The organism is Moorena sp. SIO4E2, assembly GCF_010671945.1.
Lineage (GTDB): Bacteria > Cyanobacteriota > Cyanobacteriia > Cyanobacteriales > Coleofasciculaceae > Moorena > Moorena producens.
Map to the genome: position 1 here is coordinate 1 of NZ_JAAHIE010000115.1, position 16,509 is coordinate 16,509.

The window sequence follows — 16,509 nt, forward strand, 5'->3', positions numbered from 1 at the left end:
TGCTACGCGCAAGTCAGAAGTCAGAAGTCAGAAGTCAGAAGTCAGAAGTCAGAAGTCAGCTATGACTAAGTTTTGCAGTTTAGGAGCTATGCAGCGCGGTCTTGGCGAGGCAGCGCGGTCTTGGGGGTTCCCCCCATGAGGGACTGCATCAAGACAATGTTAAACATCTAAATGGGTAGTGCCATATAAGCACCTACACAGAATTAATTACCTACTCCAAATCTCTGTAAGCCTTACAGGGTAAAGCTTTTAGTTTTGTCTGTGGGGCTGACCTTGAACGTAGTTATAAGGGTTTTTGGCTTGGGGGATTTCAGGGCGAAACCCCACCCACTCAGGAGCTTCAGCCAACCGAAAAATTGAGAATGAAACAGCCCTGGGGTGTTACGGGGGATTCCTCTTGCCTTAAAAGCATAAGCAATATCGCTCACTCCTGATGAGAATTGGGCGTTGCTGATTCTGGGTATGATTCCGCCCCCCTAGCCCCCCAATTCTGGGGGGAACAAAACTCTTAACTGAAGTTCCCCCAAAGTTTGAACTACTCGAAACCTCAATCCCAAGCTCTGTGGCGTTCCTAGGCTTGTCGGTACTTATTGCTACTGGGTACAGTCTTCTTGAGAATGATCACAACGTTTAGCTGAAGGGCGTTTGAGCGATGCAGCGCGGTCTTGGGGAGCCAGTGCGGTCTTGGGGGTCTCCCCCATGAGCAACTGGCGTGGTTTCCCCCACTCGCGCTTTGCATCAAGAAGCGATTTGGTTCTCAAATAAAAATGCGACCAGTGCCTATAGTTGGATTATATTCCAATTGCAGACATACTTCAAGAACCAACATGGGTACACAATTTTTTTGCTCAATCGCTATATCCCTTATGGGGAGAGCTTTTAACTATCATAGTAGTACAAATGAACGGGGTAACTTCAGTTCTGGATCAATGTCGTGGTTCCGCAAAATTCTCTAGAAAGGTATTCTAGGCTCTTTTTAAATAAGTTCAATTCTTCCTAGGTTGCTCATACTGACAAGTTGAGTTGATTAAAAAGGGATCGCTTTCCCTGATTGGCGTTCTAGCTACCCGTCATAAGACATGTACCAGGAAACATCTGTTTTAGCCCTCAAGGACGTACCTCTTGAGTGGCAACTAGCCAACCTTCGTTCCCTCTCTTTCTCCCACATTAAATAAGCTACGCCAGGACGTCTTGGGTTGTTAGTTACCTTTAGTTCCTCTACATCAAAGAACTCGTTTTGTTTTATTCTGTTCAATACCTTAAGTTCCCTGACTAAGGTTGCCCGGTCTAGTATTTGCTTGTCGGTTTCCGTGCCCTTTTTGTCAATCCTTTCTATCTCGTCTACACATCGGTGGATTTCGGATTTAATTTCGATTTGGAAAGCTAGGACTTTTCTGTAAGTCAACATATTATTTTTTTTTGCATTGAAGAGAAACAAGGCAACCGTTGCTTTACATTCTGCGGTTGTCTTATTTCTCTCTACAGATACTTGAAAAATGATTCCGGAAGTTTGACAAATATTTTAGATATCTCTTTTGACTCTTCTAAAGAGCTTGAAGGAGAGTTTAAGGATATAGCTAGGTTCCGGAACTTTCAGTTTTTTTAGTGGGGGTAACCAAAATCCTGATTGCCCCAGTGGAACCTCTTAAGCTGCCTGTATTCTATATTTACATCGGGCAATCTCGGTTTATCGGTGTAATCGAGTGACCGCTGGCATTTGACATCACAGCGATCACCATTGTTGTCAACAGCTCTACCCGACAATGAAACAGCCCTGGGGTGTTAGGCGGGATTCCTCTTGCCTTAAAAGCATAAGCAATATCGCTCATGACTACAGCGGTTTGCACTTCAGTTAGGTACTTTCGTTCTGGGTTTTTAGGGAGCAGGGATCACGGAGGTAAGCATTTAGCATTCAGCATTCAGCATTCAGCTTATGCGGTACGTTAGGTCACAGCGTCGTTCGCACAGCGTGGCCATTCGCGTAGCGTGGCCGTTCGCGTAGCGTGGCCAAAAGGCCAAAAGGCCAAGGCCAAAGCCTGTGCCATCTAGCTGATAGCTGACCGCTGATAGCTGATGCTGACTATTCCTCAATAATATACTACTCCTAAATGATAATGGAGAAAGCTTCATAACTTCCTAAATTAGGCATAGTAAATAACCGATATTCAATAAACAATTCAAATAATTTCTTGGTGAGCTTGAAAGATTGACCTTTGGTCACGCTACGCGAACAACACCGTTGATGCATCTGTTGTAATACTTTTTTAGCCTGCCCCCAAATGTTCTCAATTGGATTTTCTGATGGTGCGCGCCTGAGCAAAGCGTAGACAGTGAATATTCCACTGTTTATCAGTATTAACTTGTGCAATAAAATCCCGAAACTCCTGGGAACGGTGATAACTGGCTCCATCCCAGACTAAAACAATTTTTGCCCCTTCACTCCGCCTTTGCAGATGTTTTATGAAATCAATTGTTGACAAACTGTTAGCTTTTTTATAACGACTGAGTATAACTTCTCCACTGACACAGTCTAATGCCCCATAGTAAGTCATTAAATCACGATAATTTGCGCTTATCTACCTCTCGTCTTTCTTTACGATCTCCCCACCCATAACCACAAATATCCCCTGCACAAACATGACATTCATCTAAAGAAAATACCCGGATTTTTCCCTTTTGGATTTCTTCGTGATTCTCTTCGAGCCAATCACTAATCATGATTGTTGTGCTCCTCGACCACAGATTTATCATACTTGGGACTTTGTCTTGATGCAGTCGCTCATGGGGGAAACCCCCAAGACCGCGCTGCATCGCTTTTTTACCCTGATGCCAACTCATCCCCGCACTATACACGTAAGTCGTAATAGCTTTGCAAAGACCGATAAACAAATCCATAAACGTGGTTCTTCATGGTCAACTAATTCCCAAAGATTTCTTTGTGTTTCTTGTTTAATCCAGTTTATGACAGCAAAACGATTGTGAAGGACTCAAGTAACCTGAGCTACCTTTATGCCGTAAGGTCAGGCCAGAACATCCTTCCTCTCGATAGCGTTTTTCCCAACGACTAATATAGCTCGATTGAACTCCCAACACTGCTTGGATTTCTCGGTGCTTGAGTCCTTGAATTCGCATTTTGACAGCTAAAGCTCGCTTTAGCTCTCTAGGATCCCGATTGCTAGCTATTAATTATTCCAGAGTCATGAGAATATTTCTGGGTCAACTTATATTCCATCATATCTCATTATTCTTCAGAATCATTTGGTATAACAACATCTGTAAGCAAAAGATTCAAGTTTTCCACCGTTAACAAAGGCAAGTTAGGATTCTCGGTACTACTCACATTTTCTGGATTGGAAAAGAAACTAAAACTAAACAGATATCGTCCCCTGCTTTGATTGGGGTTTTTCTGACTCTGCCAATTCTTAATTTCCTGGACAATATTTTTTCGCAGGTCTTGAGTAACTCCTAACATATCCGTGGAATCCCCAGACTTTTGAACCGTAAATCGAGGAGTTAGTAGAACAGGTAAGGAAGCTAACAGTTCCTCTTCGTTAGTGTTGCTAGCTAAAGCAAAGGCATACTGACAGCTAATCCGAATATCATAAGGACGGTTAATGACAGCTGGCAGCAAGACTTTGAATAACTCTTCCAGATGCTGTGTCAAGGTTTTACTTCTGGAATCGCCCAGGTCGGCAATATCCCAACGCTTATCATTAACAATTAGAGGAGTAATCCGGTTCTTAAACCTTACTTCAGGAGTCTGGAAGATGAAAGCAGCATTAGTTTCCTTGCCATCAATCAAATTTTTATTGCGGGCGAGACGGATAGCACCCCAGGCATTTTGATAGTCCAACACATCCAAATTAGTCACAGTCACCTTACGATCTGGTAATGCCGACTCCCCAAAGGTTTCTACCCCAGTTGCATCAAGCAATTTGGTGAAATCATACTCAATGGTGGTGTAAGGTACTGTGGGGGAGTTAGTGGTTACATCGTTCTGCCTGGTATCATTTAACTCATACCCTGGTAACTCAATATCTAAGATTTGTTGATCACCAACGGGAATATTGTTAGTGGGAGTGATGATAACCGTTTTGGTTTCTTCGTCAGCAGATAGGTTTTCATCAATATTGTAGTGAACTGTCTGGCGAGATGCCTGTGCGATCGCAATCGGTTGCCAAATTTGCCATGACCTAGCCACCTCTTCTGCTAGAGTTGCAAAGGCATTGAGGGCAGAGGTAACCGTACTTTCGTTGTCATTGGGATCGGTTAACCCTGTTTCCAAAGCTTTGAGATCACTGGCTAGGGTTGGATATAGATTGTTAAACCGCACCAGGGTATCCAACAGTGGATCAATAGTATTAGTCGTATCAATAATTGTGCCAACACCCACTGGGTCCGCAATGTCTGCATTAACTGAATAACTCAGCACAAGGGTAAAGGTTTCATTATTTTCAACAACATCATCGCTGTTGACTGTCACCCGAATTTCTTTGGTGGTTTCACCTGGATCAAATTGTAAAGTTCCGCTAGTTGCCGTGTAATCTCCCGGTGCTTTGGCGGTACCATCCTGGGTTTGATAATCTACAGTAACAGTCTTGTCAGAGGGAGGAGATAAGGTAACAGTGAAAACTGCAGTTTGTCCTTCCTCCAAAGAGACATCATTAATCGTTATTTTAGAGGAACCATTGTATTCAATCCGGCATTCAATGGTATCTTGAGCCACATCGGGATGTTCATAGAGGAAAACATAATTCCAGTCTCGAATATCCTCAGCACTGAGAATATCACCAGCAAAACTGTCGGGGTCAGGAATTGCTGTTTGGGAAATCAGAGAAGGAGGAAGGGGAAAATCTCGCAAAGGAATGGGAATTTGAACATCTCCAATTTGATTAGGCTCATCATTGAGAGGTTGAATAAAATTGAGCCAAGAGGAGGTGGAATTGGTAGTATTAATATTGTATTCCAACTCATTAACCTCATACTTCAGATTAACCGCAATATCTTCGTAACGCTGAGGCGTTTGGGTATTGAAGAAAAAGGTCACCGTAGACTTACCATTGTTGGCATCGCTCAGGGAAATTTTAGCTGGAGATAAAGTGAAATCTATCGATTGAAGCAGAGTTTGCTTTTCTGCGTCAGAACTAGTGGAGTTGGGTGTACTTTCAGGATTGGTGTAATAAGCCCCGTTCATCACTGGTTGCCCAGATAAACGAGGAATATCTTGATCAGACCATTGATAGCGATCAGCGATCGCGACATCCACGTTATATTGAACAATGGTTTCAATGTCGTAAGCATCCGCTAAATTTGTCAGCAATTCCTTTTGGAGTGCTTCCACCGCTAAGGTTTGGCGAGTAGTATACTCTTCGGAAGTTGTATCCACAGAAGTCTCCAATACATGGGTCACATTTTTACTAATCGAATCGGCCAAACTTGCTTTGACATCTAAAATGCGCCTAAGCTGATCCTTTAAAGTGCTATCATTCACTGCAGGGATAGCTGTTTCCGGTTTCAGGATATCTTCAATAGCACGTAAATACTTACGGGCTAAACCATTCAGGTCTACCGCATCCACTCGCACGGTTTCTGTTGAGCTTTGGTCAAGTCCATTCTCTTGGGTGTAGCTGTAAAGGTTTACTTCCCCTGACATTAAGGTATTGCTCAAAGGCGCAGCGGAAAAGAAGTAGGGGAAATCCTCTTTGATATCGTAACTAATCCCGGTATCCCCCAGATGAACTGCCCACAGGGTATCACTGTTTTGAGGATTAGCATTATCAATATTCCCAGCATCCCTCCCCACTGCTAGCTTTAAGTTAGGTAGTGCTTGCTCAAATGCCTTGGCAAAGGGGTCAAGGGAGGCCAGGCGTTCACTAAACTCAGCATTTTCATCATCGGAGGAGCTGGTCAGCACAACGGTTTTGGGGGCAAAATAGGCTGATACTACCTCAGCTTCAGACACATAGCAATCCATCTCCTTTTCACACACATCGTCGGAATGCATCAAATCCTGGTTGCGTCGCATTTCCAGCTGTACGGTGACCGGGAAAAGTAAATCCGTTGGATACAGAAGACTATTATTGTTATCCCGGAAGGTGAGATCAACCGTTGTGCTAGCTACTGCTGGGGGAACAATCCAATTCTGATTGGCCTTAATCAGAACCGATTCATTTTGGAGCGCCTCTGCTACTTCTGCCACAGTTAGGGGGCGTTGCGTACGCTTTTCTAACAGATCCACCGCTGTTTTCAGACAACTGAAGTCATACATGCGATGAATAATCTCCAATGAGTCCTTTAAGGTGTCGATCAATACCTGATCATCGGGTTGACCATGGGCAGTTTCGATATTAGCGATCGCATCCGGCACATCCAAGGTTTCAGGTTGAGTATGAACCGTTGATGGCTCGAATTGGGATTTAAGGTTTCCTTCAGCATCCAGCAGTGTTGCTTTCAAGATACTCAAGGAAGATTCACTATCATTGGGATCAAGTAAGGCCCGTAACGCAATGCGATTTGCCCCTTCCAAGTTCTCCAGTTGCTCATAAATAGCATTGACCGCCCCAATGCTTTGCTGGGCTTGACTGGCGTCGCCTACAATATTATTCCCAATGCTTTGCTGGGTTTGACTGGCGTCGCCTACAATATTATTTTTGAAGTTAACCAGGGTTTGCGCCCATCCAGAGGTGAGGGTGTAGAAGGTTTCATCGGTTCCGGTCTGGATAGTTTGACTATCGATGAAAGCCGCTAACCGTTTTAAGTCGCTATTTACTGTATCGTCACTGTTGTAACTAATCTTAGTCAGGGATGCCAAAACCGGACGGACATCGATAGCAGTATTGCCACTCAAGAGTCCTGCCAGGGTTTGGTTAGCCACCGCTACGGCTGCTGGGGTAATTTCCGTTCCCATGGTACTGGTTAAGGTACTCAGGGATGTGGTTTGATCTGTGAATTGTACCACTGCTAGATAGTCAGGGTTCTGTGCAGAAGAGGTATCCAGGGTAAAGCGATCCGGAATGTAGAGAGTTGCCCCGGACTCTAAGGCTAAAGTGGGAGTTTGAAGAGCAATATCCCCTGCTGTGGTTTGATCGGTAATAATTTGACTATCATGGGCAGCAGCAATAGCAATCATTTGGTCGAAGCTATCCCCACTGGTGACAGTGTAGTTCAACAGCACGTCAGCCAGGATCACATCCTCTGTACCAAATAACCCACTCATATCGCTGACAGCAGCAGCAACCACAACTAATTGACTATCGATCGTAGACTCAGTCAGAATATCACTGATATTGCCCACTGCTTGTACCGTTTCCAAAACCGTGCGATGAAGGTTGGTTTGTAGATGAAGCTGCTGAGTTAGGTAAGCCAGGGTCTTCCGTTCGGGCAGAATTGCGTCAGTAATGGTATACTCCAGGGCACCCACTTCAGCAACAATGCCCGATTTCAGCACATCCATAGAGCTAACATCATTAGTGGCGACAAACTGGTTAAGGGCAATGTGATATAGACTATCCTGAGCCTGGATGGTGTAATCAAGGCTACTATTGGCCATTGTGATTTTTATTGTCGAACCTGCCACCAGTAAATCCTGGCGTTGGGCATTGGCAGTAATCACCGTTTCAGTAGTTTCTAAACTATTGTTATTGGGGAATGCTGCAGCGATCGCAATCCAACTCTTTTCAGTAATCACCTTGATCTCTACATTAAACGGAGTTGGTGTTGCTTCATCTTTCTTGGTCACCGTGACCGTTAATGTTGTGTCCGTGGGGAAAATTTCCAGACCACGAATGGCCTCAACCAGATCCTGGTCTTCTGACAGACGATTTTGAAGAGTTTCCAAAGTCTCGTCATCCTGGGTTGTGATATCCAAGGCTGAAACCGTAACCCCTGCCAGCAATACCGTGGATTCATTCTCTGCAATAATCTCATTGATACGGTCGGTCAGGATCTGGTCAAACTCCAGATCCAGGTCAGCATTTTCCAGCTGCAATACCCCATAGGCAATTTCTTCTAGGGTGGCGTTTAGGGTAACGTAATTGTTGACGTGGGATGATTCTAGACCCTTGATCAGGACACCATTGGTTAAGCTTTCAGTGGTATCTAACCCTTGAGCAATGGTTTGTAGGTTGGGTTCGATCAGCTGGTCTTCCTCTAGGGCGAGTTGTGCGATCGCAATCGACTCGAAGGTATCCCCATCTTGAACGGTATAGTTTACCAAATTACCAGTATAAGTAATAATCCCACCAACCGCTAATAAATCCGCCGTTTTTGCATATTCGGTGACAATTTCCTCAACTTTGTCACTTTCAGTGCCGTAATCTTTGTTGAGCTTGGTTGCGATCTTATTTAAGCTGTTGGTTGACTCAACCCGAATACCTACAGGAATCTGAATACTTTGACCACTGCTGAAAATACCACTAACTGCACTATTACTATCCCCTAAATCTCCAATATCACACCTATATTGATTAGCAACCGATTCCAGGTCTTCACTGTTACCAGCAACTGTATAGGTAAATTCCTGGAGATATTCCAACGTGACCAAATACTTATAGACATTATCCACAAAGCCCGTGAAGGCAGCACGCTGGGTATCAGTCAACTCCTGGTCACCGCTGGGAATCACCGATGTAATCACCGTAAAGGTTAAGTTCGAGTCATGAACCTGATAGTAAATTTGTTGATAGGTGGCGCGGTCAGTTTTAATCTGATCCAGTGCCTCAGTGAAAAGATTTCCAGGAGTGGGAATATATTTAGATTGGTCTAACACCAACTCCAGAATCAAATTAGCAGTCTTATCATCCTTGCTGGTGATCTGATAGCTTTCACCCACCGATGGCCATTGATTGATTCCGAAAATCGGGTCGAAATAACCTAATTTTTGGCTAATACCTTCAGCAAAGTTCCCATCGCTTCCCAAACGATTGCCATAGATATCTTGCCAGCGAAAATCTAACTTAAAGGTATCTCCAATACCGTAATAGGGATTGAGGGTATCCTTGAGAATTTCCGGTAATGCTTGGGATGCTGTGTTGGCGGCGGTAGTTAAAGCATAAACCGGCAAGACTTTTTCATAGACCCATGTTGTATCATCCTCATCCTCTTCAATCGGTCCGATCGGTAGACGGTCTTGCCCGGTTTCCTCCTCAGCTTCAATTGTACTGGGCAGCTGATAACTCAAAAGCTGATAGAGGTTTTGAATCTCATCGGTCGCAGTATCATTGTCTTGAGGTTCAATGGCAGTACGGGTCAGTCTAAAACCAAGATTTCCTGCCGGAATCCTTAACACATCAATGGTTTCACTACTGGTGGCAAAAATTTCGCTGACCTCATCATTGAGTGTACTAAACTGGGAATGATCAGATGGAATCTCAAGGCAGTTGTGATAGCTAGCGGGAGTGCTGCTAAAGGTCATTAACAGAGTGACCTGAGCCGTGTCCCCATCAGCAAACAGAGAATCTGGTAAGCCCTTTTGCTCATAGCTATAGTTGAGGTAATAGCCTTCACTATTTACAACAGTGCTTTCCTGTACCAGTGTTAGGAATGGTAGGAAAGTCGTAGGCAAGTCTAGTGTCACAGTACGGTTATCCCCAGAGTCTAGGGATAAATTCGTCTTCAGCATCAAGACGTCAGCACTGCCATCACGGGTCAGAACTTTAGAGTCACCACTGTCATCCAAATACAACAAGGTCAAGGTTGTAGGAGTTACGTTTGCGGTCAGAATATCTTGCAGCAATTGCCGACTAGCCGTTTCAATCCGTTCAATAGCGTATACGGTCGGCAAAAATCCGCTCCCATCTGAGGTCGAGACTTGGCGGATTTCCAAGGTTAATTTAGTTGCCCAGGTATATCCTGCTTCAATCTCCGCAGTATCTAAAGTTTCCCCCTCCGCAGTATCTAAAGTTTCCCCATCTTGAACTGACTGCTGATTGTAGAAAAGGGTTAAGCTTCTCTGAGCAGACGTAGACTTGAGATAATCACATAACCCAGAAGGAAGTTCCCACAGCAGATTATTGCTAGTTGCATTGATTTTTTGGCGAATAGTGTATTGCTGGTTCGTGGGATTGTAAAACTCCAGCAGTGTTGGAGGAGTTGTGGGCAAAATTCCACTGGTTTCTGCCTCATCAAGCTGCTGAATCAGTGTAATGGTGTTGTAGGTACCAGTATCAGGGAAAGGGTAATTAAGTTCAGGAGTTAAGGTTGCACTATCGCTGTTCTCACTTGGATCATCAATTAGTCGAATCCAGGTCAAAGTATCGGGTTTAAATAACCGGATTTCATTGGGGGTAATGGTTACTGTCTCACTATCCCTGTCTGTTCCGGAAACAGTCCGCGTGACTGTGACAGTAAATTGTTGTCCTGTAGCAAGATAAGCAGCTTGTTGTCCATCAATGGTTGTAGTGCTATCTTTAAGCATGGGTAATCGCAATCCATGCAACAAGAATCGTGAGGTCATTCCCGCTAAGGATTGGAACGACTCACCACCATTGAAATTAGTTAATAAAGTGCCTAGGGTAATCGTGCCATTTTCATCAACCCCCTCTTGTTTATCCCTGACATGATCGATGCCAAGCTGCACCGCAGAACGAATAATTAAGGTGAAGTAGTCAATAAATAAAAGTTCAGCGATCGCTAACTCGGCGGATGCATTGTTGGTCGGTATTTGTCCCAGGACTTCTTCTGTGCTCTGGTTATGGTTATAGTTGGAGGATTGAAAATAAGTTTGAATCGCCTTGATTTGATCGGGAGAATATTTCGTACTATCAAAATCAACGGTATTGAGAATAGTATCAGCACCATCCTTGAGTTCCATCTCAAGTTGAGGAAACATCGGGAAAATGGTACCACTAATTTCCGTATCATCATCGATGGGGCGGTCGGTGATATCAAAGATAAAATTGGTAGACAAGAATCGAATCAGGGGTGCCCAAAACTCATCCGCCGGTTCTTCCTCTAAGTAGTTAACGAATAGGGTATAAACATCTTCTAACAATTCCAACGTTAAGACTTGATCATCAACATTAACAGCACTTGTGTCGATATTTAAAGCATTACGCTCACTATCTGATAAATAGGCATAAATCACCCATTTGAATAGGGCTTTAACTAACTTATCAAAGTCCGTATCATTAGCTGTCTTACTATTCGCATTAGTGCTATTGCTATCGTCTAGAGGAATCGAGTTTTCCATAAACAATAACCCGATACCACTTACTCCTGTTTCGGTCTTCGTAAAGGACGGTTGAAAATAAATATCGAGGGGAAGCTTCTCGTCGGAGGGGTCTAGCTTAATTCCCGTTGTGCCATCATCCCATCGCAATGACCGTCCACCAGATGTTTCAGTAGTGACATTTGTAGTAGTGGCATTTGTAACTGTCCCTGTGCTACTAGTGGCCTGGGCTTTAGCAAAAGCAAAGGAGCGATTAGCCCTAGCATTTTTCTGCATAGAGGGACGCAGGGTTTGAGCACGGGCAGTAAATACTGGATCTGGGGGAGCCATGGCTCCCCCAGATACAGCAGCGAGTTGCCAGGGTGGTGTGCTATCTGAACCGAGGACAAATTGCTCCCGGACGGTCAATTTAAACTTAAATCTGATCCGGACAAAGCCAACCTTGATCGATGCTTTGACAGAAACCTTAGCCACCAGAGCCACCTGAATAGCTTTGTATACCTCCACCACAAACAGCACCGCAACTTTAACCAGGACTTCTACATCAACCTGAATCACTTTAAAGTCCACCACACCATAGATGCGACCAACAATGGCTACACCACCCTGAATTCGGTAATAGGTGGCCTTTTTCTCATTAGTATCGGTGGGATTATAGGTAGCAAACACCCCTTGCAAAAGGCCCTGCATGGTAATGCTGAATTCTGCGCGCAGAGGACCTTTGTTGATAATTTTCCCCAACCCGACCTGCAAGCCAATGCCAAATTCTAATACCGGGTCAAAGGTGCCACTAACAATGTCGGGAACACTGGTGGCTGTTTCTGCACTCAGTTTATTGAAATAGAAGCCCCCTAATCCTAAAAAGATGCCGACATTAACAGCAATAGATCTGGAAAAGTCACCACCCCAAGGGAAGCCCACATCGATACCAAAGTCTCCATTGGTATAGATTTCAATGGCAACCACTGGCAGGGTAATATGAACAGCACCAAAGTCGATATAGCGCATGGTGTCTGGTAAAACCAGCTCACTGCGATAGACCCCGACAGTATCACTAATGCGGCGATAGAGGATTTCAAATTCAAATCCAGCAAAACTTTGTACCGGGGGTCCCGACAAGCTAATGCGCAGCCCATAGATAAAGGGGTCGTTGAAAATTACACTGATCTCAATGGAACCCAAAATCACAAATTGGGCACCAATTAACCACCCACTTTCTGCACTAAACTGTATTGGCTGACCTGAAAATTGAATCGGTTGACTGGGGTCAGAACTTACGGCTGAGGGTAAAGACTGTTGCAGAGCTGTGAGGGGATTTTGCCGCCGTTTAATGGGAGGAAGGGGTACCAAGGTTTGGCGCATCACCGTGGTGAATTGCTCAATAGTACGAGCTTGTTGCACAATTTCTGGTGCGAAGGCAACCCGTTGTCCCAAAGCCAGGAACTTCAGCTCGAAGATCGGGGCTTTAGTGCTGGGCACTTCTGGGGGATTCTCATTGACTGGGTCCCACTGAACTCGCTTTTTGGGTTGTCCGGGAATACTTAAGTCTACTGCGATCGCTATTTTTTTATTGGATGCTGTTCTAGCATTATTTTGTTGGGTACTGACCTGAGATGTCTTGGTGCCAAACTGGTAAGACAGCCCCACATTGGATACCTTAGCAATCAAGACATTCAAGGTAGCCTTGTAGGAAATGGTGATGGATTTCTCAGTTAGGTCTATCTCCAGACTAAACTTATCTAGCGCTATCTCTTGTTTAGCAAATTCATCCCAGGGTGGATCCAGTTCAAACTCAATAATGCTGGAGTCATAGACGCTGACAATATAGGCAATCAGGTCACCAATAGTGGGATTCTTTCCACTGACCAAACTAACGCTAAACCGCAACAGTTTACGATTATTGATATTGGTGTACACTGCGCTCAACAACAGGGTACTGATTTGGAGTTGGAAAATTAACTCACCGGTACGATTTGCCAGGGCTTGGGATGAACGACCAGAGCTAGAGGTGCTACTGGTTTGGCTAAAGGTATAGATAACCGAGAGTTGTAAGGTATCGAAAAAGGGAATCGAGGCTTTGACCGTTCCTGCGATCGCGCCTTTTAGGGTCGTAGAGGTTCCCCCTGATCCCTGACTGGAGGTTTTGGCAATTTCAATCGCTGCTTGGATTTGCAGGGTTTCTTCCCCTGGCACTAAGGCAATGCCAGTATCCCAATCCATGGATCCGGTGAAGGTATAGCGGGATTCGACGATTTGGGTACTACTGTCTTGATAGCGGGTTTGTTGTAGCGCAAATGCCAAGGAAACTACTAAATCCCGCAACCCATACTCATCAAGTTTATCTTGGGAAAATCCAAAGGCTTTGATGACTTCGGTAATACTAATATTTTCAGCAGTGGCAGAAAATGCCCACTGACTGGCAATGTTTCCATTCTGTGAGGAAAATTGATGGGCGACCTTAACCGCAAATTCGCCCCCAAATAACTCAAAAAGCCCCTCAAATGACAGCTTTCGCTGCTGGGAGAGGGATTCTGCCGTATTCTGTTGACTCCCATTGGTTGAGCCAGAAGATTTGACCGACGACACTGACAGAGCAAGCTGTTGGATGGATAAGGTTGGCCCCGAATCGAGGGTAATCGACCAGGCATTTTCAATAGCAGCCTCAAAAGAAAATGCCCCTTTATCTGGTCGCAATTCCACCGCCATTTTGGTAATGGCTAAGTTCTGAATCGAGTCTGGTGCATCTAATTCTGGAATCAGTTCTTCCAAAAGCGCCACGACATAAAGTCGCTGTCCAGCAATCATACCGCCCTGATAAACCGTTACGTTGCGGTCTTCAATTTTCTCCAGGATCAAATTGACGGTTTCACCAGCAACGGTTAGCTCGGAGACCATACCAAAGCTAACACTGGTTGTTCTTTGCACTATTGCAGTCATAGCTCGATTCAGAAAAGATTAGGAGGCAAAAATGGAATTGTCGAAAGTTAGCGTTCAGTGGTCAGTTATCAGCCATTAGCTGATAACTGATATAGCTTTTCTCGAATTTATGAGTACAGTATTATTTGACACCAATTCCCTTCAAAACCTCTTGACTATTGCCTATTGCCTATTGCCTATTGCCTATTGCCTTAAAGGGATAACCTTTGTCCTCATCACTCTGAGAATTGCTATAAATTATCGCTATTCTTCATTACTAACTTTGAAATAGATCCCCCTTAATTTGAGGTCTAATCCATCTATTAATTGACCGGCATCATCTTGCCATTCTGCTGATAGTCCAACAGTGTAAGCTGTCTTGTCTTTGGCTACTGTTCCATTTGTGGCGGCACCGGGTATTCTGACATGAAATTCATCCACATATAAACCTGCTTCTAGAAGGAGATTAGCAGCATCCTGTAAGACAGCTATATCGGGCAAGAAATTCGGATCGATCGCTCCTTCTTTCAGTGTGCCATTTGATTCGCGAGCCTTATCTTCGTCCACTATAAAATCAGCCTCTTCGCTTGCGATACCTAGATTCCCCATAATACTACCAAGAGAGGTACCAACCGTACCAAGGTAGACTCTCTCCCCTGCCGGAAGTTCAACTTCAATTCCCTTTTCTTTCAGCTCAGTAATGGCATTTTTAGGTTCTAGGGAAATTGTCTTACCTGCCAGTTCTAGAGAAACACCAAAAAATACTTTAGTTTCTGACATTTTTTTGCTCCTTATTCAAAAATATTTAGTTTCAACAACTATCAATTTACAACAACAATTATAAATTAGACATTTACCCTTGAATTATATATCATATATAAATGATATGTAAACCTAAGAGGTATTTTTTTTATTGGGCAATAAAACTCCGGATATCTTTCCCATCTTGCCTCTTGCCTCTTGCCTCTTGCCTCTTGCCTTTTTCAGCAATTTGTGTGTTTACAACCGAGATACAAAGGCTATAGTTGATCGAGCTTAACTTCAGCTTCCGGTGGCACCACTGATTCTTCTGGAATCTTTGTGGTCGATAGATTATCATCAGCCACAGGATTGCCATTTTCGTCCACAAAGGTTAAGCCTTTTTTAACAATAACACCATTGGGATAATCATCCGATTGGGGTACCGAAAATACGGTAACTTTAATCCCCCTTCTATCTTCAGGTTCCGGGATAGGTTGGAAGACATCAATCTTCAACTTCATTGCCAGTTCAGGAGCAACATCTTGGTTGCTTAGAAAACTGAAATCTTTAATATCAAAGGGAAAATCCTGGGCAAAATTGAAGGGGAACTCATCATTAATTGATCCAGTAGCCGTATAACAAGGATCCGGTGATGTCCCTTCCGTAACAGTAATCGTTTTTGCCCACATATCAGATAATGGATGATTTTCAGATAAGGTGATGGGCAATTCTTCAGTAATGCTATAGGTATTATCGACTTCCTCCATAAAGGTTGGGATATTGTTAATCTGTTCATAATTGGGGATTTTATCCTCTGCCATATTATCTCCTGTTTATCTAAATTAAATTCCACCTATTGGTTAGTTGCTTTGTAAGCATTCAGCCGTCAGCCGTCAGCGGTCAGCGGTCAGTGATCAGTGGTCAGTAGTTAGTGGTCAGTAGTTAGTGGTCAGTAGTTAGTGGTCAGTAGTTAGTGGTCAGCTTATTTTATTCAAAAGCTGTTCGCGTAGCGTGCGCATTAGCTGATAGCTGATAGCTGATAGCTGATAGCTGATAGCTGACGTTGCTTTTAATAGTTGGACATTAAGGTTTGGTGGCGGACGCGCCACCAGATAGCTGTAGTTACTTGGCATAGGCCGCATACCAGCCAACAGCATCATTACTATCCGTGGCATCAGGATTGCCAAAGATAACAATTTCGGTTTGTCCACTGGGGGGAAATGAGAGGACAAAAAACTTAAGGGCAACCTTCTTAATTTTCAACAAGTAAGCTGTACCAGAAGTGCTAGTGGAATCAACCAGTAATTCCACCGTCTTGAAGGACAGCTTCAGTACACTTTGGAGAGGAAAACCGAGCACATCCCCACCAATTCCCGGTAGCCTCAATCCTACAAAAGTTGTGGCTTTTTCCTGGGAACCATCCTGATTCGGTTCCCAGATAATCAACAGATTAACCACAAACTGAGCCGATCCCGACAATGCCCCCAGACTACCCAAATTAAACTCGAAGTTAAAACCAAAGCCACTGTCGGGCATAGAACCACTGCCCAAGGGAGTCTTCACAGTAAGATACCCTTGAGGCTTGCTATCGGGTTGAGCAGGGTCGAGATAGACGAAGTTAGTCAGCTTGAGGGGAAATTTGCTGTAGAGACTATGGGGGCGGGCTTTACTGCGAGCCAAATCAA

10 protein-coding genes and 1 pseudogene are annotated in these 16,509 nt (G+C 44.2%); all 11 read right to left on the reverse strand.

Going from position 1 to position 16,509, the window contains the following annotated elements; genetic code table 11:
* Positions 1-1,063: 1,063 nt before the first annotated feature.
* Complete coding sequence (locus F6K37_RS14605; RefSeq protein WP_287250931.1) at positions 1,064-1,408, reverse strand: hypothetical protein; 345 nt, start codon at positions 1,406-1,408, stop codon at positions 1,064-1,066.
* A 259-nt stretch (positions 1,409-1,667) separates the two neighbouring features.
* Entirely contained in the window at positions 1,668-1,829 is a 162-nt protein-coding gene (locus F6K37_RS14610; RefSeq protein WP_287250933.1) for a hypothetical protein, read from the reverse strand.
* A gap of 97 nt (positions 1,830-1,926) precedes the next feature.
* Positions 1,927-2,091, reverse strand: coding sequence for a hypothetical protein (locus F6K37_RS14615; RefSeq protein WP_287250934.1), 165 nt, complete (start codon positions 2,089-2,091; stop codon positions 1,927-1,929).
* A 194-nt stretch (positions 2,092-2,285) separates the two neighbouring features.
* Positions 2,286-2,552: a transposase gene (locus tag F6K37_RS14620; protein WP_287250936.1), complete on the reverse strand. Its 267-nt coding sequence runs from the start codon at positions 2,550-2,552 to the stop codon at positions 2,286-2,288.
* A gap of 4 nt (positions 2,553-2,556) precedes the next feature.
* A complete protein-coding gene (locus F6K37_RS14625; RefSeq protein WP_287250937.1) occupies positions 2,557-2,838 on the reverse strand; it encodes a hypothetical protein in 282 nt (93 codons plus the stop codon).
* Positions 2,839-2,949: 111 nt separating this feature from the next.
* On the reverse strand, positions 2,950-3,183 hold the full coding sequence (locus F6K37_RS14630; RefSeq protein ID WP_287250944.1) for a helix-turn-helix domain-containing protein: 234 nt from the start codon (positions 3,181-3,183) through the stop codon (positions 2,950-2,952).
* A 58-nt stretch (positions 3,184-3,241) separates the two neighbouring features.
* Positions 3,242-14,104, reverse strand: coding sequence for a Calx-beta domain-containing protein (locus F6K37_RS14635; protein WP_287250938.1), 10,863 nt, complete (start codon positions 14,102-14,104; stop codon positions 3,242-3,244).
* Positions 14,105-14,347: 243 nt separating this feature from the next.
* Positions 14,348-14,863: a hypothetical protein gene (locus F6K37_RS14640; protein WP_287250939.1), complete on the reverse strand. Its 516-nt coding sequence runs from the start codon at positions 14,861-14,863 to the stop codon at positions 14,348-14,350.
* Positions 14,864-15,102: 239 nt separating this feature from the next.
* On the reverse strand, positions 15,103-15,645 hold the full coding sequence (locus F6K37_RS14645; RefSeq protein ID WP_287250940.1) for a hypothetical protein: 543 nt from the start codon (positions 15,643-15,645) through the stop codon (positions 15,103-15,105).
* A gap of 156 nt (positions 15,646-15,801) precedes the next feature.
* Complete coding sequence (locus F6K37_RS14650; RefSeq protein ID WP_287250942.1) at positions 15,802-15,957, reverse strand: hypothetical protein; 156 nt, start codon at positions 15,955-15,957, stop codon at positions 15,802-15,804.
* Positions 15,947-16,509, reverse strand: a pseudogene (locus F6K37_RS14655) (hemagglutinin); the annotation flags it as partial. The pseudogene F6K37_RS14655 and the gene F6K37_RS14650, both read right to left, overlap by 11 nt.

Excerpts from the sequence above, each read along its gene's own strand:
- F6K37_RS14625 (WP_287250937.1), bottom strand. The coding sequence starts at position 2,838 with ATGAGTTGGCATCAGGGTAAAAAAGCGATGCAGCGCGGTCTTGGGGGT.
- F6K37_RS14610 (WP_287250933.1), bottom strand. The coding sequence starts at position 1,829 with ATGAGCGATATTGCTTATGCTTTTAAGGCAAGAGGAATCCCGCCTAAC.
- F6K37_RS14640 (WP_287250939.1), bottom strand. The coding sequence starts at position 14,863 with ATGTCAGAAACTAAAGTATTTTTTGGTGTTTCTCTAGAACTGGCAGGT.
- F6K37_RS14635 (WP_287250938.1), bottom strand. The coding sequence starts at position 14,104 with ATGACTGCAATAGTGCAAAGAACAACCAGTGTTAGCTTTGGTATGGTC.
- F6K37_RS14645 (WP_287250940.1), bottom strand. The coding sequence starts at position 15,645 with ATGGCAGAGGATAAAATCCCCAATTATGAACAGATTAACAATATCCCA.
- F6K37_RS14620 (WP_287250936.1), bottom strand. The coding sequence starts at position 2,552 with ATGACTTACTATGGGGCATTAGACTGTGTCAGTGGAGAAGTTATACTC.
- F6K37_RS14650 (WP_287250942.1), bottom strand. The coding sequence starts at position 15,957 with ATGCCAAGTAACTACAGCTATCTGGTGGCGCGTCCGCCACCAAACCTT.
- F6K37_RS14605 (WP_287250931.1), bottom strand. The coding sequence starts at position 1,408 with ATGTTGACTTACAGAAAAGTCCTAGCTTTCCAAATCGAAATTAAATCC.